This window comes from Burkholderia sp. BCC1640 (assembly GCF_902833125.1).
GTDB classification, from domain to species: domain Bacteria; phylum Pseudomonadota; class Gammaproteobacteria; order Burkholderiales; family Burkholderiaceae; genus Burkholderia; species Burkholderia diffusa.
Genome location: NZ_CADFEF010000004.1, coordinates 174,023 through 192,678, shown reverse-complemented (window position 1 = coordinate 192,678; position 18,656 = coordinate 174,023). Strand labels below are relative to the sequence as shown.

At 65.9% G+C, this 18,656-nt stretch carries 15 protein-coding genes; 13 read left to right on the top strand and 2 right to left on the bottom strand.

Annotation, left to right across the window (positions count from 1 at the left end; all coding sequences use genetic code 11):
• Window positions 1-93 precede the first annotated feature (93 nt).
• The gene (locus HWX25_RS06805; protein WP_006408082.1) at window positions 94-579 is read left to right on the top strand and encodes an Lrp/AsnC family transcriptional regulator; all 486 of its coding nucleotides are present in this window, start codon (window positions 94-96) and stop codon (window positions 577-579) included.
• A 54-nt stretch (window positions 580-633) separates the two neighbouring features.
• Here the strand turns inward: HWX25_RS06805 and HWX25_RS06800 are convergent, their stop codons facing one another.
• Together HWX25_RS06800 and HWX25_RS06795 are read right to left on the bottom strand one after the other, a co-directional pair.
• Window positions 634-1,167 (bottom strand): class IV adenylate cyclase, encoded by a 534-nt coding sequence (locus HWX25_RS06800; RefSeq protein WP_059531241.1) that lies wholly within the window; start codon window positions 1,165-1,167, stop codon window positions 634-636.
• 227 nt (window positions 1,168-1,394) lie between these two features.
• Window positions 1,395-2,294 (bottom strand): LysR family transcriptional regulator, encoded by a 900-nt coding sequence (locus HWX25_RS06795; protein WP_175907815.1) that lies wholly within the window; start codon window positions 2,292-2,294, stop codon window positions 1,395-1,397.
• A 166-nt stretch (window positions 2,295-2,460) separates the two neighbouring features.
• On the opposite strand from HWX25_RS06795, the gene HWX25_RS06790 reads away from it, so the two are divergent.
• From HWX25_RS06790 to rsmG, 12 genes are all read left to right on the top strand, one after another.
• The gene (locus tag HWX25_RS06790) at window positions 2,461-4,146 is read left to right on the top strand and encodes a GMC family oxidoreductase N-terminal domain-containing protein (protein WP_059814669.1); all 1,686 of its coding nucleotides are present in this window, start codon (window positions 2,461-2,463) and stop codon (window positions 4,144-4,146) included.
• A gap of 471 nt (window positions 4,147-4,617) precedes the next feature.
• Entirely contained in the window at window positions 4,618-5,397 is a 780-nt protein-coding gene (locus tag HWX25_RS06785) for an ABC transporter ATP-binding protein (RefSeq protein WP_040142748.1), read from the top strand.
• On the top strand, window positions 5,394-6,149 hold the full coding sequence (locus tag HWX25_RS06780) for an ABC transporter ATP-binding protein (protein ID WP_059465973.1): 756 nt from the start codon (window positions 5,394-5,396) through the stop codon (window positions 6,147-6,149). Before HWX25_RS06785 ends, HWX25_RS06780 begins: the two co-directional genes overlap by 4 nt.
• 77 nt (window positions 6,150-6,226) lie before the next feature.
• The gene (locus HWX25_RS06775) at window positions 6,227-7,426 is read left to right on the top strand and encodes an ABC transporter substrate-binding protein (protein WP_059814550.1); all 1,200 of its coding nucleotides are present in this window, start codon (window positions 6,227-6,229) and stop codon (window positions 7,424-7,426) included.
• 114 nt (window positions 7,427-7,540) lie between these two features.
• Window positions 7,541-8,425: a branched-chain amino acid ABC transporter permease gene (locus tag HWX25_RS06770; RefSeq protein ID WP_059814543.1), complete on the top strand. Its 885-nt coding sequence runs from the start codon at window positions 7,541-7,543 to the stop codon at window positions 8,423-8,425.
• Window positions 8,425-9,399 carry a branched-chain amino acid ABC transporter permease gene (locus tag HWX25_RS06765; protein WP_059699721.1) on the top strand — a complete coding sequence of 325 codons (975 nt, stop codon included), beginning with the start codon at window positions 8,425-8,427 and terminating at the stop codon, window positions 9,397-9,399. The genes HWX25_RS06770 and HWX25_RS06765 overlap by 1 nt, the downstream gene beginning before the upstream one ends.
• Before the next feature lie 1,117 nt (window positions 9,400-10,516).
• Complete coding sequence (locus HWX25_RS06760; protein ID WP_059531229.1) at window positions 10,517-11,674, top strand: ABC transporter substrate-binding protein; 1,158 nt, start codon at window positions 10,517-10,519, stop codon at window positions 11,672-11,674.
• Between the two features lie 201 nt (window positions 11,675-11,875).
• Window positions 11,876-12,931, top strand: coding sequence for a branched-chain amino acid ABC transporter permease (locus HWX25_RS06755; protein WP_059699580.1), 1,056 nt, complete (start codon window positions 11,876-11,878; stop codon window positions 12,929-12,931).
• 4 nt (window positions 12,932-12,935) lie between these two features.
• The gene (locus tag HWX25_RS06750; protein WP_175907813.1) at window positions 12,936-14,720 is read left to right on the top strand and encodes a branched-chain amino acid ABC transporter ATP-binding protein/permease; all 1,785 of its coding nucleotides are present in this window, start codon (window positions 12,936-12,938) and stop codon (window positions 14,718-14,720) included.
• Complete coding sequence (locus HWX25_RS06745) at window positions 14,720-15,475, top strand: ABC transporter ATP-binding protein (RefSeq protein ID WP_175907811.1); 756 nt, start codon at window positions 14,720-14,722, stop codon at window positions 15,473-15,475. The genes HWX25_RS06750 and HWX25_RS06745 overlap by 1 nt, the downstream gene beginning before the upstream one ends.
• Before the next feature lie 514 nt (window positions 15,476-15,989).
• Window positions 15,990-17,960, top strand: coding sequence for a tRNA uridine-5-carboxymethylaminomethyl(34) synthesis enzyme MnmG (gene mnmG / locus HWX25_RS06740; protein WP_175907808.1), 1,971 nt, complete (start codon window positions 15,990-15,992; stop codon window positions 17,958-17,960).
• Window positions 17,957-18,643: a 16S rRNA (guanine(527)-N(7))-methyltransferase RsmG gene (rsmG, locus tag HWX25_RS06735; RefSeq protein WP_175907806.1), complete on the top strand. Its 687-nt coding sequence runs from the start codon at window positions 17,957-17,959 to the stop codon at window positions 18,641-18,643. The genes mnmG and rsmG overlap by 4 nt, the downstream gene beginning before the upstream one ends.
• Window positions 18,644-18,656: the final 13 nt, after the last annotated feature.

Sequence of the window (18,656 nt, the reverse complement as noted above, 5' to 3'; positions counted from 1 at the left end):
GGGCGACATGCGGAATGGGCGCAAAGATGGCGTGAATTCGCTTATTGATGCGATAATCGCGCATCAAAATGGGAATCAATGCGGAGAATGCTCATGCTGGAACTCGATCACTTCGATCTCGCGCTTCTGGACGTGCTGCAGCGCTTCGGCCGCGCGACGCACCAGCAGCTCGGCGAGGAGGTGCCGCTGTCGCCGTCGCAGATCGGCCGGCGGCTGCAGCGGCTGGAAGCGGCCGGCGTGATCGAAGGCTACCGCGTGATGCTGCGCCCCGAAAAGCTCGGGCTCGGCGTCACGGCGTTCACGAGCCTGAAGCTCAAGCACCACGGCGATTCGATCATCGAGCAGTTCCAGCAACAGATCGACGTGCTGCCCGAAGTGCTCGAATGTCATGCGGTGGTCGGCGACGCCGACTATCTGCTGCGGATCGTCGCGCCGGATCTCAACGCGCTGTCGCAGTTCGTGATGAAGAAGCTGATGCGCGTGCCGGGCGTCGACAGCGTGCGCTCGAACATCGTGCTGACGACCTTCAAGCGCAACGGCGCGCTGCCGCTCGCGCACCTGGCGCCCGGCGCCGCCTGACGCGGCGGCGGGGCCGGCGGCGGGGCGCGAGGCGCCGCCGCGGACAGGGCCGGATCAGGCCGCTTCGGATCGTGCGTCGGCGTTCAGCAGGTCGACGTACGCGACCGCGACGAGATCCTCCTGCGCCACGCCGAGCTTCGCGAACACGTCATGGGCCTCGGCTTCGCCGCCGGCTTCGTCGTCGTCGGGGCCGAGCACCACTTCCAGTTCGATGAAGTCGCCGAGGCCGTCGACGCGGTCGAGGTGGATCCGCGTGCGGCCGACGAGGTAGACGTGCCGTTCCTTCGTCACGATTCCGCGCGTGGTGAGCGCGGTCGCGAGCAGCGAGTGCATCGCGTCCGGGTTCGTCACCGGGCTGCGCGTGTAGTACGACGCCTTCGGGCCGTCACGGTCGTCGCGCTGATAGAAGATCAGTTCGGCCGGCGTGCCGTCCTCGAAGCGGCGCAGCTTCAGCCGGCCGCGCGGCACGTCGTAGAAGAAATCCTGCTGGCGGTAGAAGAGCGGTGCTTCGGCGGCGAGCTTGGCCGCCTGTTCGCGCAGCCGGTCGAATTCACGGGCGCGGGCTTTGATCTCGATGTTGCGGGCCATGCGGGTCTCCTTCAATCAGGGGTCTCGCGGTGTGCGAAGGCACAATCTAGCAAAAAGCCTGCGATGGTGGCGTGACGGGAAGGCGGGACGCGGCGACGCGCCGCGGAGATTCGCGCCCGTTCGCGATAACACCCGTCACTTGCGGGCATCGATCGGGCATCTGCTGCGCGTCGGGTGCCGAAGTCCGACGCCCGGTGCGCGACCGGCCGCACAGGCATCAGCGGCGCTCATATCGCCCATTGGGTCTCGATCAGCCGCAGGGCGGCCGCGATCGCTGGTTCGGCGCGCCGCTCGGCGAGCGTCACGAAAGTCAGTTCGGTCGGCACCGTCACGCGTTCGACGATCGTCAGTGCATGTGCGTGCGCTTCGGCCAGCGCGGTCGAGTCGCGCGCGAGCGTCAACCCGATCCCAGATTTCACGAGATCGAGCATCGATTGCTCCTGGTCGACCTCGGCGACCTTCACCGGTTGCGCGCCGGCCGCCCCAAACAGGCGCGACAGCAGCCGGTGATGGGCGGACGCCGGCGGCGTCCAGATCCACGGCAGCGCGGCGAGCGCGCGCCAGTCGTGCGCGCGCTGCACGCGCTCCTTCCAGCCGGCCGGCGCGAGCACGCGGTACTGGAAGTGCGTGAGCGTGACCGTGTGGAACAGCGCGTCGTCGCGCGGATCGTCCTCGCCGGGCCGGCCGATGTAATAGCCGACGTCGAGCGCCTGCGCGCGCACCTGTTCGAGCACCCAGCCGGACATCCCGTGCCGCAACGCAGTTTCTATCTGCGGATGGGTTTCGACCAGCGCGCGCAGGAAGCCGCCGAGCCGCAGGAAGCCGGGATCGAGGATCGTGCCGATCCGCAGCCGGCCGCGCACCTCGTGGCGCAGCGCAGCAGCGGCGCGCTGCACGTCCGCGGCCGCGGCCAGCGCGCGCTCCGCGTGCGGCAGCAGCGTCTGGCCGTCGCGCGTGAGCGCAAGCCCGCGCGACGTGCGCGTGAACAGCGTGACGCCGAGCGTTTCCTGCAGATGCTTGATCTGCAGGCTGACGGCCGGCTGCGTCAGGTGCAACTGCACGGCGGCGCGCGTCAGGTTTCCTTCGCGGGCGACCGTCGCGAACGCACGGAGCAGGGTGAGATCCATCGTCGTGATATGAGCGCAGCTTATAACGCGATTCAGCATAACTCATTGGATCGGCGGCGGGCGGCCGGAGTACGCTTCATCGACCGCATCGCCGCCCGTGACGCACTATGCTGAAAACGACGCGCGGAATCGCATGCGCGATACACAACAATCCATGGAGACACTCGTGAGTACTCAACGCACGCTCGAGGGCGAATTCGATTACGTGATCGTCGGCGCGGGCACCGCGGGCTGCGTGCTCGCGAACCGCTTGACCGAGGATCCCGAGATCCGCGTGCTGCTGCTCGAAGCCGGCGGCAAGGACGACTATCACTGGATCCACATCCCGGTCGGCTATTTGTATTGCATCGGCAATCCGCGCACCGACTGGCTGTACAAGACGCAGCCCGAGGCGGCGCTCAACGGCCGCGCGCTGTCGTATCCGCGCGGCCGCGTGCTCGGCGGCTGCTCGTCGATCAACGGGATGATCTACATGCGCGGGCAGCGCGAGGATTACGACGGCTGGGCGCAGGAAACCGGCGACGCCGGCTGGTCGTGGGACAGCGTGCTGCCCATCTTCAAGCGCAGCGAGGACCACCACGCGGGCGCGAGCGAGGCGCACGGCGCGGGCGGCTACTGGCGCGTCGAGAAGCAGCGGCTGCGCTGGGAGATCCTCGAATCGTTCGCGCAGGCCGCGCAGCAGACGGGCATCCCGGCGACCGACGATTTCAACCGCGGCGACAACACCGGGGTCGGCTATTTCGAAGTGAACCAGAAGCGCGGCGTGCGCTGGAATACGTCGAAGGCGTTCCTGCGGCCCGCGATGACCCGCCCGAACCTCACCGTGATCACCGGCGCGCAAGCGCAGCGCGTGATCTTCGACGGGCGGCGCGCGGTCGGCGTCGAATATCGCGGCGGCGGCACTGACTACGTCGCGCGTGCACGCGCCGAAGTGCTGCTCACCGCCGGTGCGGTGAATTCGCCGCAGTTGCTCGAACTGTCGGGCATCGGCGCGGGCGCGCGGCTGCAGGCGCTCGGCATCGACGTCGTGCAGGATCTGCCGGGTGTCGGCGAGAACCTGCAGGATCACCTGCAGTTGCGGATGGCATTTCGCGTCGAAGGCGTACGCACGCTGAACACGCTGTCCGCGCATTGGTGGGGCAAGCTGATGATCGGCGCCGAATATGCGCTGCTGCAGCGCGGGCCGATGTCGATGGCGCCGTCGCAGCTCGGCGCGTTCGCGAAGTCTGATCCGGACGATCCCGCGCTCACGCGCCCCGATCTCGAATACCACGTGCAACCGCTGTCGCTGGAGCGTTTCGGCGAGCCGCTGCACGGCTTCAACGCCTTCACGGCGTCCGTCTGCCATCTGCGGCCGAGCTCGCGCGGCAGCGTGCATATCGCGAGCCCCGATGCGGGCGCGGCGCCGTCGATCGCACCGAACTATCTGTCGACCGACCACGATCGTCATGTCGCGGCGAATGCGCTGCGCCTCACGCGCCGGATCGCGTCCGCGCCGGCGCTCGCGCGCTACCGCCCCGAGGAGATCCTGCCCGGCACGCGGTACCAGACCGAAGCCGAACTGATCGAAGCGGCGGGTGCGGTCGGTACGACGATCTTCCATCCGGTCGGTACGTGCCGGATGGGGCGTGCGGACGACGCGCGCGCCGTCGTCGACAGCCGGCTGCGCGTGCGCGGCATCGCGGGGCTGCGGATCGTCGATGCATCGGTGATGCCGTTCATCACGTCGGGCAACACGAATTCGCCGACGCTGATGATCGCCGAGCGCGCGAGCGACATGATCCGCGCCGATCGACGTGCCGCGCACGACGCGACACAGGTGCGAACGGAAGCGGCGGTGACGGCAGCATGACGCCACGCTGACACGCGCGACAGCGGGCCGTCATCCGGGTGCCCGCTGATTCGCTATGCGAAACAAGCTGGCGCGTGCGGATCGCAACGGATCGACGACACGCACGCCGCGCATTGCTCGCAGTCTTCTTGTTGCGCGACGACATGACGCGCAGCGTAACGTGCCCGCGTTCGCGCAGGCACGCGTCGTGCGAGCGCGCGGCCGTCGATGATGCGCGTGTCAAAAAAAACGCGTCGAAATCCGCGCTCAGCCGCGTCCTATATGGCGGCCAGCCCTATAAGTGCAAATCCCGATGATTGCACTGCACCAACGGCGCGACAATGTTGCGCAGTGTGCATACGCGTCGGCGCGGGAGACCACCCTCGAGGCGTAATACGGCGCCCCGGGGGCAGCCCGCTGATCCGCGGTTCTGTTCGCGGTCGCTTGCGCGAATCTTCCCGGTGCTTCGCCTGACTTCGTACGGAAGGGAACATGATTCTCGGCGACACGATTCTCGAAACACGCGGACTGACGAAGGAATTCAGGGGCTTCACCGCCGTGAACGGTGTCAACCTGCGTGTGCGCCGCGGTGCGATCCATGCGTTGATCGGACCGAACGGCGCGGGCAAGACCACCTGCTTCAACCTGCTCACCAAATTCCTGACGCCGACGGCCGGCCAGATCGTCTTCAACGGGATCGACATCACCGACGAGCGGCCCGCGCAGGTCGCACGTCGCGGCATCATCCGTTCCTTCCAGATCTCGGCGGTATTCCCGCACCTGACCGCATTGCAGAACGTGCGCATCGGCCTGCAGCGCGCGCTCGGCACCGAATTCCACTTCTGGCGCAGCGAGCGCACGTTGCGGCGCCTCGACGATCGCGCGATGGACCTGCTCACGCAGGTCGGCCTCACCGATTTCGCGCACGTGCCGACGGTCGAGCTCGCATACGGCCGCAAGCGCGCGCTCGAGATCGCGACGACGCTCGCGATGGAACCCGAACTGATGCTGCTCGACGAGCCCACGCAAGGGATGGGTCACGAGGACGTCGATCGCGTGACCGCGCTGATCAAGAAGGTCGCGAGCGGCCGCACGATCCTGATGGTCGAGCACAACATGAACGTGATCGCGGGCATCTCCGACACGATCACCGTCCTGCAGCGCGGCGAGGTGCTGGCCGAAGGGTCGTATGCGGAAGTGTCGAAGAACCCGCTGGTGATCGAGGCCTACATGGGCAGCGCCGATGCGGCGCTCGCGGGGGCGCACGCATGAAGCACAGCGAACGGGAGGAACGCGAATTGAGCGGCGTCGAAAGCGGCACGCCCGCGCTGGAGATCACGGGTCTCGAGGCCTGGTATGGGGAATCCCACATATTGCACGGTGTCGACCTGAGCGTTCATCGCGGCGAGGTCGTCACGCTGCTCGGCCGCAACGGCGCGGGCCGCACCACGACGCTGCGCGCGATCATGGGCCTCACCGGCCGGCGCAGCGGCTCGATCAAGGTCGCGGGCAACGAGACGATCGGCCTCGCGACGCATCGCATCGCGCATTTCGGCGTCGGCTATTGCCCGGAGGAGCGCGGAATCTTCTCGAGCCTGTCGTGCGAGGAGAACCTGATGCTGCCGCCGCCGATCGGGCCGCGCGAGCACGCGATGTCGCTCGACGAGATCTACGCGATGTTCCCGAACCTCGCGTCGCGCCGGCAGAGCCAGGGCACGCGGCTGTCCGGCGGCGAGCAGCAGATGCTCGCGGTGGCGCGGATCCTGCGCACCGGCGCGAACCTGCTGCTGCTCGACGAGATTTCCGAAGGCCTCGCGCCGGTGATCGTGCAGGCGCTCGCGCGAATGATCGTCGCGCTGAAGGCGCGCGGCTATACGGTCGTGATGGTCGAACAGAATTTCCGCTTCGCCGCGCCGCTCGCCGATCGCTTCTACGTGATGGAACATGGCCGCATCGTCGAGCATTTCCGCTCATCCGAACTGGAAGGCAAGATGCCGATCCTTCACGACCTGCTCGGGGTGTGACGCCGCCCCGTTTCCCTTGCCGCTAGCCGTGGCGGCCCTCGAACAACCACAACGCATCAGAAGAACAGGAGACGTCAATGAAAATGAAGACCCTCGCACACGCGTGTCTCGCGGTCGCGACCGCAGCGTTCACAGCCGGCGCCGCACACGCCGCGGATAGCGTGAAGATCGGTTTCGTCACCGACATGTCGGGGCTTTACGCGGACATCGACGGGCAGGGCGGCCTCGAGGCGATCCGCATGGCCGTCGCCGATTTCGGCGGCAAGGTGCTCGGCAAGCCGATCGAGGTCGTCTATGCCGATCACCAGAACAAGGCGGACATCGCCGCGTCGAAGGCGCGCGAGTGGATGGACCGCGGCGGGCTCGACCTGCTCGTCGGCGGCACGAATTCGGGGACGGCGCTGGCGATGGCCAAGCTCGCCGCGGAGAAGAAGAAGGTCTACATCAACATCGGTGCGGGCGCGGACACGCTGACGAACGAGGAGTGCACACCGTACACGGTGCACTATGCGTACGACACGATGGCGCTCGCGAAGGGCACCGGCTCGGCGGTGGTGAAGCAGGGCGGCAAGAGCTGGTTCTTCCTGACCGCCGACTACGCGTTCGGCAAGGCGCTCGAGAAGAACACGTCGGACGTCGTGAAGGCGAACGGCGGCCAGGTGCTTGGCGCGGTGCGGCATCCGCTGTCCGCGTCGGATTTCTCGTCGTTCCTGCTGCAGGCGCAGTCGTCGAAGGCGCAGATCCTCGGCCTCGCGAACGCGGGCGGCGACACGATCAACTCGATCAAGGCCGCGAAGGAATTCGGCATCACGAAGACGATGAAGCTCGCCGGGCTGCTGATGTTCATCAACGACGTGCACAGCCTTGGCCTCGAGACGACGCAGGGCCTGGTGCTGACCGACAGCTGGTACTGGAACCGCGACGCGGCGTCGCGCCAGTGGGCGCAGCGCTACTTCGGCAAGATGAAGAAGATGCCGTCGAGCCTGCAGGCGGCCGACTATTCGTCGGTGACGACCTACCTGAAGGCCGTGCAGGCGGCCGGCACGACCGACTCCGACAAGGTGATGGCCGAGCTGAAGAAGATGAAGATCAACGACTTCTACGCGAAGGGCTTCATTCGCCAGGACGGCAGCATGATTCACGACATGTACCTGATGGAAGTGAAGAAGCCGTCGGAATCGAAGGAGCCGTGGGATTACTACAAGGTGCTCGCGACGATTCCGGGCGATCAGGCATTCGGCACCAAGCAGGAATCGCGCTGCGCGCTGTGGAAGTAAGCGCGACGTAGCGCCGCGCGGCGGCGGGCGCAGCGATGTGCCCGCTGCGCCGCCCGTGCGCGCGACGGCTTGAACGTTGCGCACGCAACGAAACTCATACTGACGGCTAAGTCGATGGAAATCTTTGGCATTCCGTTGCCGGCGATGCTGAGCCAGTTGCTGCTCGGGCTCGTCAACGGCTCGTTCTACGCGATCCTGAGCCTCGGCCTCGCGGTGATCTTCGGGCTGCTCAACGTGATCAACTTCGCGCACGGCGCGCTGTTCATGCTGGGCGCGATGCTCGCGTGGATGGGGCTGTCGTACTTCGCGTTGCCGTACTGGGCGATGCTCGTGCTCGCGCCGCTGATCGTCGGTGCGTTCGGGATCCTGATCGAGCGCTCGATGCTGCGCTGGCTGTACAAGCTCGATCACCTGTACGGGCTGCTGCTCACGTTCGGCCTCACGCTCGTCGTCGAAGGCGTGTTCCGCTCGCTCTACGGGTCGTCCGGCCAGCCGTACGACGTGCCGTCGCAGCTGTCCGGCGCGACCAATCTCGGCTTCATGTTCTTGCCGAACTACCGCGCGTGGGTGGTCGTCGCGTCGCTCGCGGTGTGTCTCGCGACCTGGTTCGTGATCGAGAAGACGCGCCTGGGCGCCTATCTGCGCGCCGGCACCGAGAACCCGAAGCTCGTCGAGGCGTTCGGGGTGAACGTGCCGATGATGATCACGCTCACCTACGGCTTCGGCGTCGCGCTCGCGGCGTTCGCGGGCGTGCTCGCGGCGCCGGTGATCCAGGTGTCGCCGCTGATGGGCCAGCCGATGATCATCACCGTGTTCGCGGTAGTCGTGATCGGCGGGATGGGCTCGATCCTCGGCTCGATCATCACGGGGCTGCTGCTCGGCGTGATCGAGGGCTTCACGCGCGTGTTCTATCCGGAAGCATCGGCCACGGTCGTGTTCGTGATCATGGCGATCGTGCTGCTGATTCGTCCGGCGGGCCTGTTCGGCAAGGAAAAATGATGCAGAGAAAAGTGCTCTACGGCGTGCTGCTCGCGGCACTGCTCGCCGCACCGTTCATCGGTGCGTACCCGGTGTTCGTGATGAAGGTGCTCACGTTCGCGTTGTTCGCGGCCGCGTTCAATCTGCTGATCGGCTATACGGGGCTGCTGTCGTTCGGCCACGCGATGTTCCTCGCGACCGCCGGCTATGCGACCGGTTATGCGATCCAGACGCTCGGCTTCACGCCCGAGCTCGGCGTGCTCGTGGGCACGTTCGCCGCGACGCTGCTGGGGCTCGTGGTCGGCCTGTTCGCGATCCGCCGGCAGGGCATCTACTTCGCGATGATCACGCTCGCGTTCGCGCAGATGGTCTACTTCATCTACCTGCAGGCGCCGTTCACGCACGGCGAGGACGGCCTGCAGGGCGTGCCGCGCGGGCACCTGTTCGGGCTCGTCGACCTGTCGAACGACGTCGCCCTCTACTACGTCGTGCTCGCGGTGATCGTCGCGGCGTGCGCGTTCATCGTGCGGATCGTGCACTCGCCGTTCGGCCAGGTGCTCGTTGCGATCAAGGAGAACGAGGCGCGCGCGATCTCGCTCGGCTACGACACCGACCGCTTCAAGCTGCTCGCGTTCATCCTGTCGGCCGGGCTCGCGGGGCTGGCCGGTTCGCTGAAGGTGCTGGTGCTCGGTTTCGAGACGCTGTCCGACGCGTACTGGACGATGTCGGGCCTCGTCGTGCTGATGACGCTCGTCGGCGGGATGGGCACGCTGTTCGGGCCGTTGCTCGGCGCGGCGCTGATCGTCGCGCTGGAGGACCGGCTCGGCGACATCGGCGAATGGCTCGCGTCGGCGACCGGCATCGGCTGGTTCCACTCGCTCGGCGAATCGACGACGATCGTCACGGGGCTGATCTTCATCGCATGCGTGCTTGCGTTCAGGCGCGGGATCGTCGGCGAGATGGTCGCGCGGGTCAAGACGCTCAGGCCGTCCTGATTGCAGCGCGGCGGCCGGCGCGGCGCGTTGATGCGAAGCACCATCCGGCCCGGCCGGGAAGGGCGTTTCGGCGGCCTCGTGCCGGTGCCGCGCGGCGAGACTGGTGCCCCATTTTCGTGCGGCGATGCACCATAGGGGTAAATGCTAAGTTGTCGCAGGGTGAAAGGTCCTTTAATCTTCGTTTCAGTTCTGATGCACCGCGAAACGAATTTGCAGGTGGAGAACGAGGAGACAATCGAGGCACAAAGTGCCCGGACCCCAAAGCGCTGTTGGACGGAATCCAACAGCGCTTTTTCATTTGGTGCGCGAATTTCCATTGCTGGTGCAGGGCAGTGGCGCCGCATTCTGCCCCACCTCGCTCGCGCGTCATCCCGTCTCCCCGTTTTCATCCATTCCTGCCGGTCGATCGCCGCCGGCGCGCAGCCGCGTGCATTGCCGTCCGGGCTTACCCGGTTGGCGTGCGCAAAAAGCGTCCGTTACACTCAGCTTTCGCCGACCGAGCGGTCGGGAAAACGGTCGGCAGTTCTCCTACAAGCAAAATGCAGAAGAGGGAGTGCGGTTGGATGAGAAGCGCGGGACGATGGATCGGGGTGCGAGGGGCGGCTGGCGCCGCTCGTTCGGGGTCGGCGGTGCACGGGTATGCCCCGGCGTTCACGAGCCGTCCTGCGGCCGGCATGCGCGTTCCGGTGCGATTTGCCGGCACGACGGTCTCCGCGGTCGTTGCGTTCGCATCCGACGTGTCGTTCGCGTTCGCATGAACGGCCGATTTTTCGATTCTGCGCCGCGAGCTCGTGGAGCCGAACCCGGCCAGGCCGGCCGACCTTCCGACGATCGTTGCGTCCGCATCGATCGCGTCTCGCGCAACGTCGCATTTCTCCGTTTTGTTCATCCTGACGACATTGCCGCCGCGCATCGTGGCGGTCGCACGACCGTGTCGGCACGCGCCGCGGCGCGTGCGCGCGCGGTCTCGCCGGGGCTTGATGGCGGTGCCGGCGTTTCACGGGAAAACGAGCGTAGGCGCGGTACGGCGAGATAGTTAAATTATTAACTTTTTTGAGGACCGGGAGCCGCCCGAGCGACCCGCGGATTTTTCGAGCAGCGTTTGGAGACAACATAAATGAAGATGAATCGATGGATGGAGGTTTTGCTTGCCGCGGGCCTTGTGTGCGCGGCGGCCACGGCGTCGGCGCAGGTGAAGATCGGTGTGACGCTGTCGGCCACCGGGCCGGCCGCATCGCTCGGGATTCCGGAAAAGAACACGATCGCGCTGCTACCGAAGGAAATCGCGGGCAAGAGCGTCCAGTACATCGTGCTCGACGATGCGTCCGACACGAGCCGCGCGGTGCAGAACGTGCGCAAGCTGATCGACGAGGATCACGTCGACGCGATCATCGGTTCGTCCGTCACGCCGAACTCGCTCGCGATGCTCGACCCGGTATCGCAGGGGAAGACGCCGACGATCTCGCTCGCGGCGAGCGCGCAGATCATCTCGCCGATGGACGCGAAGCGCGCATGGATGTTCAAGGTGCCGCAGAACGACCAGCTGATGGCCGATGCGATCGCCGGCTACATGGCGAAGCACGGCGTGAAGACGGTCGGCTTCATCGGCTTCGCCGATGCGTACGGCGACAGCTGGTACAAGACGTTCAGCGCAGCGGCCGAGAAGAACGGGCTGAAGCTCGTGTCGAACGAACGTTACAACCGCACCGACGCGTCGGTGATGGGGCAGGTGCTGAAGCTGATGGGCTCGAATCCCGACGCGATGCTGATCGCCGGGTCCGGCACGCCGGCCGCGCTGCCCGCCAAGACGCTAAAGGAGCGTGGCTACAAGGGCAAGGTGTATCAGACGCACGGCGTCGCGAACAACGACTTCCTGCGCGTGTGCGGCAAGGATTGCGAAGGCGAGATCCTGCCGGCCGGCCCGGTGCTCGTGACCGACCAGCTGCCCGATTCGAACCCGGTGAAGAAGCCGGCGCTCGGCTACAAGGCCGCGTACGAGAAGGCATACGGCGCCGGTTCGCTGTCGACCTTCGGCGGCCACGCATGGGATGCGGGGCTGTTGCTGCAGCGTGCGATTCCCGACGCGCTGAAGAAGGGCCAGCCGGGCACCGAGGCGTTCCGCGAGGCGCTGCGCGCGTCGCTCGAGAGCGTGAAGGACCTGCCCGTGTCGCACGGCGTGATCAACACGACGCCGACCGATCACAACGGCTTCGACACGCGTGCGCGCGTGATGGTGCAGATCGTCGACGGCAAGTGGAAGCTGCAGGCCGAATAAGCACCACGTGAAACCGGCGGGCGCGGCGCGAACGGCGCCGTGCGCGCCGTCGGCAGCGGAGCGGGCCTGACGGGCCGCTCCCGTGCCGCATGGAATCACCGGGGCCAGCCGCGTGGCGCCCGACGCGCCGATCTTGCCGTTCGTGCGCCGCGGCCATTCCCGTCTTTCGTTTCTCCGCAGCATTCTCGATACACGAAACGTATGGATCTCTCGATTGCGGCGATCCTCGCGCAAGACGGCATCACGACCGGCGCCATTTATGCATTGCTGTCGCTGGCGCTCGTGCTGGTGTTTTCCGTCACGCGGGTGATCTTCATTCCCCAAGGTGAATTCGTCGCCTACGGTGCGCTCACGCTTGCAGCGCTGCAGGCGCAGAAATTTCCCGCCACCTGCTGGCTGCTGTTCGTGATGGGCATCGCGTGCTTCCTGCTGGAAGTCGGCGGCCTGATCCGCCATCGCGAACGCCGCCATCAGCTCGGCCGCACGCTCGCGACGCTCGCTAGCCGCTACGTGCTGCTGCCGCTCGCGGTGTTCGCGATCACGCGCAGCTTCGCCGCGCAGCCGATGCCGATGCTTGCGCAGATCGCGCTGACGCTCGCGATCGTCGTGCCGATGGGGCCGTTCGTCTACCGGCTCGTTTATCAGCCGATCGCCGAAGGCACGACGCTGCTGCTGCTGATCGTATCCGTCGCCGTCCATTTCGCGATGGTCGGCCTCGGGCTCGTGATGTTCGGGGCGGAAGGTTCGCGCACCAACGGCTTCGCGGATGCGTCGCTGTCGGTCGGCAGCATGACGGTGTCGGTGCAGAGCATCCTCGTGGTCGTGACCGCGCTGGTGCTGATCGGTGCGCTCTACGTGTACTTCGGCCGCACGATCGCCGGCAAGGCGCTGCGTGCGACGTCGGTGAACCGTCTCGGCGCGCGGCTCGTCGGCATCGGCACGACCGAAGCGGGGCGGCTCGCGTTCACGCTGGCGGCCGGGCTCGGTGTGCTGTCCGGCATCCTCGTCGGTCCGCTGACGACGATCTATTACGACTCCGGCTTCCTGATCGGCCTGAAAGGTTTCGTCGGCGCGATCATCGGCGGGCTGGTCAGCTATCCGCTCGCGGCCGCCGGCTCGCTGCTGGTCGGCGTGCTCGAATCGTATTCGTCGTTCTGGGCGAGCGCGTACAAGGAAGTGATCGTGTTCACGCTGATCATCCCGGTGCTGCTGTGGCGCAGTTTCGCGACGCCGCACACGGAAGAGGAAGAGGAGTGACGCGATGAAGACAATGGTACGCAACAAGACCTTCTGGGTGTTCCTCGTGGCGCTGTTCGCGCTGCCGGTGCTGCCCGGCGCGCTGCAGGTGCCCGAATACTGGATCACGCTGCTGAACTACATCGGCCTCTACGCGATCGTCGCGATCGGACTCGTGCTGCTGACGGGCGTCGGCGGGATGACGAGCTTCGGGCAGGCCGCATTCGTCGGCATCGGCGCGTATGCGACCGCATTCCTGACGACGCGCTACGGCGTGTCGCCGTGGCTCGCGCTGATCGTCGGCGTCGTGCTGACGGCGCTCGTCGCGCTCGTGCTCGGTGCGGTCACGATGCGCCTGTCCGGGCACTTCCTGCCGCTCGGCACGATCGCGTGGGGCCTCGCGCTGTTCTACCTGTTCGGCAACCTCGAACTGCTCGGCAAGTACGACGGGATCAACGGGATTCCGGCACTGAACCTGTTCGGCATCGAGCTGGGAAGCGGCCGAAGCCTGTACTTCCTGATCTGGGCCGTCGTGCTGGCCGCGATCGTGTCGGTGCAGAACCTGCTCAACAGCAGGCCAGGCCGTGCCATCCGCGCATTGCGCGGCGGCGGCGTGATGGCCGAGGCGATGGGCGTGAACACCGCGTGGATGCGCGTCGTGATCTTCGTCTACGCCGCCGTGCTCGCGGCGGTTTCGGGCTTCCTGTACGCACATCTGCAGCGCGCGGTGAACCCGACCCCGTTCGGCCTGAACCACGGGATCGAATTCCTGTTCATGGCCGTGGTCGGCGGCGTGTCGCACGTGTGGGGCGCGGTGCTCGGGGCGGCGATCCTCACGGTGCTGCAGGACTATCTGCAGACGCTGTTGCCGAAGCTGCTCGGCTCGGAAGGCAACTTCGAGATCATCGTGTTCGGCGTGCTGATGGTGCTGCTGCTGCAGTACGCACGCCAGGGCGTGTGGCCGTTCGTCGCGAAGCTGTTTCCGCGCGGGCCGCGCGCACATGCGCCCGACCATGCCGATCCGTTGCCGCAGCGCGCGAAGCCGGCGGCGGGCGAGCCGCTGCTCGTCGTCGATAACGCGCGCAAGCAGTTCGGCGGCCTGGTGGCCGTCAACGACGTCAGCTTCGACGTGAAAGCGGGGCAGATCATCGGCCTGATCGGCCCGAATGGCGCCGGCAAGTCGACCACGTTCAACCTCGTGACCGGCGTGCTGCAGCCGACCGCCGGCACGATCACGTTCCGCGGCGAGCGGATTAACGGACTCACGTCGCGCCAGATCGTCCGGCGGGGGATCGGTCGTACGTTCCAGCACGTGAAGCTGCTGCCGACGATGACGGTGCTCGAGAACGTCGCGATCGGCGCGCACCTGCGCGGCCATACGGGCGTGTGGCGCAGCATCGCGCGGCTCAATGCGCACGAGGAAGCGCAGCTGCTGGCCGAGGCGGCACGCCAGATCCGCCGCGTCGGGCTGGAGAGGCACATGTACGACGAAGCGGGCAGCCTCGCGCTCGGCCAGCAGCGGATTCTCGAAATCGCGCGCGCGCTGTGCTGCGATCCGACGCTGCTGCTGCTCGACGAGCCGGCCGCCGGGCTGCGCTACCAGGAGAAGCAGCAACTCGCCCACTTGCTGCGGCGCCTGAAGGCGGAGGGGATGAGCGTGTTGCTCGTGGAACATGACATGGATTTCGTGATGAACCTCACCGACCGGCTGGTGGTGATGGAATTCGGCACGCGGATCGCGGAAGGGCTGCCACAGGACGTGCAGCAGGATCCGGTGGTGCTCGAAGCATATCTGGGCGGGGTGGAGTGATGACGGATACGACGATGCCGATTCTCGACGTGCGCGGCCTGGCGGTGCGTTACGGGAAGGTCGAGGCGCTGCACGGCGCGGCGATCAAGGTCGGCGCTGGGCAGATCGTCAGCGTGATTGGCCCGAACGGGGCCGGCAAGTCGACGCTGCTGAACGCAATCATGGGCGCGTTGCCGGTGACCGGGCATGCGTCAGGGGCCGTGGTGTACCGTGGCAAGGACGTGGGCGCACTGCCGGTCGAACAGCGTGTCGCGCGGGGAATGTGCCTGGTCCCGGAAAAGCGCGAGCTGTTCAGCACGATGACGGTCGGGGATAACCTTGTGCTGGGCGCGTATCGCCGCAAGCTCGCAGGCGAGTCGAACTTTCTCGATCAGCTCGATCATGTGTTTGCGCTGTTTCCGCGGCTCAAGGAGCGGCGCAAGCAGGCGGCCGGCACGCTGTCGGGTGGTGAGCGGCAGATGCTCGCGGTCGGCCGCGCGCTGATGGGCAAGCCCGACTTGCTGATGCTCGACGAGCCGAGTCTCGGACTGGCACCGCTGATCGTGAAGGAGATTTTTCATATCATCAGCGCGTTACGTGGCACAGGTGTCGCGACGCTGCTGATCGAGCAGAACGCTCGGGCAGCGCTGCAAATCTCGGACTACGGCTATGTACTGGAGACTGGGGAGTTTGCGCTGGAAGGGCCGGCGGCCGAGCTGGCGCAGAATCCGCGCGTGATCGAAACATACTTGGGGTTGGTGAAAAAAACGGCTTGATCGGTGAGGCGGTTGGCGGGAAACGGGCGGCGTGTTTCACGTGAAACACGCCGCTTTTGTTTTCTGGAAGAGGGCGATGCGTCGGTGAATCCGGCGTGGGGATAAGTGCCGGAGCAACGAGCGGAAGCCCTGTGACGAGCGGGGCCCCATCGTCGGGCTGCACAGGGTAGTTGAGCGCTGTACGCGCGACGGTGTTCTATCGACACGGGGCCAAATGGCACAGGGGATAAGCGTAGGAAGGTCGATCCGACATGCTGTGATGGCGCAGCGACGGCGGGTTTCGCAAACCACTGCCGGGTTCGCGATTTTGCACAGCCTGACGATGTGCGCTGAGGGCGCGGCAGCGCCGCCGAAGCAGGCCGCACGGCACAGCTTGCACGGTCGGGCGAAAAAAACGACCAAATGAACCGGCCCTACCATTCGGACGGTCTTCGGGTGAAAAGCGAACCCGCTATAATTCGCCCCATACATTTCTCAGATAGGTTCGTGCGCAGTCCTGCGCACGGAATCCACCATGCTTTTTCCCACAGAATTTGATGTCATCGTCGTCGGTGGCGGGCACGCCGGCACGGAAGCCGCGTTGGCATCGGCCCGTATGGGTGCGAAGACGCTGCTGCTGACCCATAACATCGAAACGCTCGGCCAGATGAGCTGCAATCCGTCGATCGGCGGCATTGGCAAGGGCCATCTGGTCAAGGAAGTCGATGCGCTCGGCGGCGCGATGGCCGCCGCGACGGACGAGAGCGGTATTCAGTTCCGGATCCTCAATTCGTCTAAGGGCCCGGCCGTGCGCGCGACGCGTGCGCAGGCCGACCGCATCCTGTACAAGGCTGCAATCCGCCATCGGCTCGAGAACCAGCCGAACCTGTGGCTGTTCCAGCAGGCTGTCGACGACCTGATGGTCGAAGGCGACCGCGTGGTCGGCGCCGTGACGCAGATCGGCATCCGCTTCCGCGCACGTGCGGTCGTGCTGACGGCCGGTACGTTCCTCGACGGCAAGATTCACGTCGGCCTGAACAACTATACGGGCGGTCGCGCAGGCGATCCGGCGGCCGTGTCGCTGTCGGCTCGCCTGAAGGAGCTGAAGCTGCCGCAGGGCCGCCTGAAGACCGGTACGCCGCCGCGTATCGATGGCCGCTCGATCGACTTTTCGAAGCTGGACGAGCAGCCGGGCGACCTCGATCCGATCCCCGTATTCTCGTTTCTGGGCCGTGCGGAGCAGCATCCACAGCAGCTGCCGTGCTGGGTGACGCACACGAACGAGCGCACCCACGACATCATTCGCGGCGGCCTCGACCGTTCGCCTATGTATACAGGCGTGATCGAAGGTGTCGGCCCGCGTTACTGCCCGTCGATCGAGGACAAGATCCACCGATTCGCATCGAAGGAATCGCACCAGATCTTCCTTGAGCCGGAAGGGCTGACGACCAACGAGTTCTATCCGAACGGGATTTCGACGAGCCTGCCGTTCGACGTGCAGCTTGAGCTCGTGCACTCGATGCGCGGCCTTGAGAACGCGCACATCCTGCGCCCCGGCTACGCGATCGAATACGACTACTTCGACCCGCGCGCGCTGAAGGCGTCGCTCGAGACGAAGGCGATCAATGGGCTGTTCTTTGCGGGCCAGATCAACGGCACGACCGGCTACGAAGAAGCGGCCGCACAAGGGCTGCTGGCCGGCCTGAATGCAGGCCGCTACGTGCAGGAGAAGGACGCATGGTGCCCGCGTCGCGATCAGGCCTATCTTGGCGTGCTGGTCGACGACCTCGTCACGCGTGGCGTGGCGGAGCCGTACCGGATGTTCACGAGTCGTGCCGAATATCGTCTGAGCCTGCGTGAAGACAATGCGGACATGCGCCTGACCGAGATCGGCCGCGAGCTGGGCCTCGTCGACGACGTGCGCTGGGATGCGTTCAGTCGGAAGCGCGACGCTGTTTCACGTGAAACCGAACGACTGAAGTCGACGTGGGTCACGCCGAAGACGCTGCCGCCTGAAGAGGCGACTGCGTTGCTCGGCAAGGCGATCGATCACGAGTACAGCCTCGCCGAACTGCTGCGCCGCCCCGGTATCAGCTACGACGGTGTGTGCGGCCTGAAGGGTGGTGAATGCGCGCCTGCAGAGCCGCTGGCCGACGATCCGGTGCTGCTCGAGCAGATCAAGGAACAGGTCGAGATTGGCATCAAATATCAGGGCTATATCGAGCGGCAGGCCAGCGAGATCGAGCGCAACGATGCGAACGAGAACACACGCCTGCCGGACGGTATCGACTACCGCGAGGTGCGCGGCCTGTCGTTCGAAGTGAGCCAGAAGCTGAACGAGTTCCGCCCGGAAACGATCGGCCAGGCATCGCGGATTTCGGGCGTCACGCCGGCTGCGATCTCCCTGCTGATGGTGCACCTGAAGCGCCGCGGCCTCGGCCGTCGTAACGGCGCCGCCGCGGAAGTGACGGAACAGGGGGACGGCACCGTCCCGACGCAACAATGACGGCGCGTCGCGCGCCGGCGGTTAATCGGGACGTACTTGAACAGATGCTCGTCGACGGCACGGCCGCGCTCGACATCACGTTGACGGATGCACAACGCAACCAGCTGCTCGACTATGTCGCGCTGCTCGGCAAGTGGAACGCGGTCTACAACCTGACCGCGATCCGCGACCCGAAGCAGATGCTGATCCAGCACATTCTCGATTCGCTCTCCATCGTTCCGCATCTGCGCGACCGTGCATCGGCGCGCGTGCTCGACGTGGGTTCGGGCGGCGGATTGCCCGGTATCGTGCTGGCGATCGTCCAGCCGGACTGGCAGGTCACGCTGAACGATATCGTGCAGAAGAAGTCTGCATTCCAGACGCAGATGCGCGCCGAGCTGAAGCTCGCGAACTTGTCTGTCGTCACCGGGCGTGTCGAATCGCTGCAGCCTGGCGTCGAAGTGCCGGAAAAATTCGACATGATCGTATCCCGCGCCTTCGCGGATCTATCCGACTTCGTTAAACTTGCTCGACATCTCGTCGCGCCCGGCGGATCGATCTGGGCAATGAAGGGTGTCCACCCGGACGACGAAATTGCACGGTTGCCGGAAGGCAGTCGCGTAAAGCAGGCGATACGGCTGGCGGTACCGATGCTCGATGCCGAACGGCATCTGATCGAGGTCACCGTCGACGAGGCGAATTGAAGGTGCGCGGTAG

What these genes read in the sequence shown, in the direction of transcription:
- HWX25_RS06805 (WP_006408082.1), top strand. Translation starts at nt 94, where the DNA reads ATGCTGGAACTCGATCACTTCGATCTCGCGCTTCTGGACGTGCTGCAG.
- HWX25_RS06800 (WP_059531241.1), bottom strand. Translation starts at nt 1,167, where the DNA reads ATGGCCCGCAACATCGAGATCAAAGCCCGCGCCCGTGAATTCGACCGG.
- HWX25_RS06795 (WP_175907815.1), bottom strand. Translation starts at nt 2,294, where the DNA reads ATGGATCTCACCCTGCTCCGTGCGTTCGCGACGGTCGCCCGCGAAGGA.
- HWX25_RS06785 (WP_040142748.1), top strand. Translation starts at nt 4,618, where the DNA reads ATGATTCTCGGCGACACGATTCTCGAAACACGCGGACTGACGAAGGAA.
- HWX25_RS06780 (WP_059465973.1), top strand. Translation starts at nt 5,394, where the DNA reads ATGAAGCACAGCGAACGGGAGGAACGCGAATTGAGCGGCGTCGAAAGC.
- HWX25_RS06775 (WP_059814550.1), top strand. Translation starts at nt 6,227, where the DNA reads ATGAAAATGAAGACCCTCGCACACGCGTGTCTCGCGGTCGCGACCGCA.
- HWX25_RS06770 (WP_059814543.1), top strand. Translation starts at nt 7,541, where the DNA reads ATGGAAATCTTTGGCATTCCGTTGCCGGCGATGCTGAGCCAGTTGCTG.
- HWX25_RS06765 (WP_059699721.1), top strand. Translation starts at nt 8,425, where the DNA reads ATGCAGAGAAAAGTGCTCTACGGCGTGCTGCTCGCGGCACTGCTCGCC.
- HWX25_RS06760 (WP_059531229.1), top strand. Translation starts at nt 10,517, where the DNA reads ATGAAGATGAATCGATGGATGGAGGTTTTGCTTGCCGCGGGCCTTGTG.
- HWX25_RS06755 (WP_059699580.1), top strand. Translation starts at nt 11,876, where the DNA reads ATGGATCTCTCGATTGCGGCGATCCTCGCGCAAGACGGCATCACGACC.
- HWX25_RS06750 (WP_175907813.1), top strand. Translation starts at nt 12,936, where the DNA reads ATGAAGACAATGGTACGCAACAAGACCTTCTGGGTGTTCCTCGTGGCG.
- HWX25_RS06745 (WP_175907811.1), top strand. Translation starts at nt 14,720, where the DNA reads ATGACGGATACGACGATGCCGATTCTCGACGTGCGCGGCCTGGCGGTG.
- mnmG (WP_175907808.1), top strand. Translation starts at nt 15,990, where the DNA reads ATGCTTTTTCCCACAGAATTTGATGTCATCGTCGTCGGTGGCGGGCAC.
- rsmG (WP_175907806.1), top strand. Translation starts at nt 17,957, where the DNA reads ATGACGGCGCGTCGCGCGCCGGCGGTTAATCGGGACGTACTTGAACAG.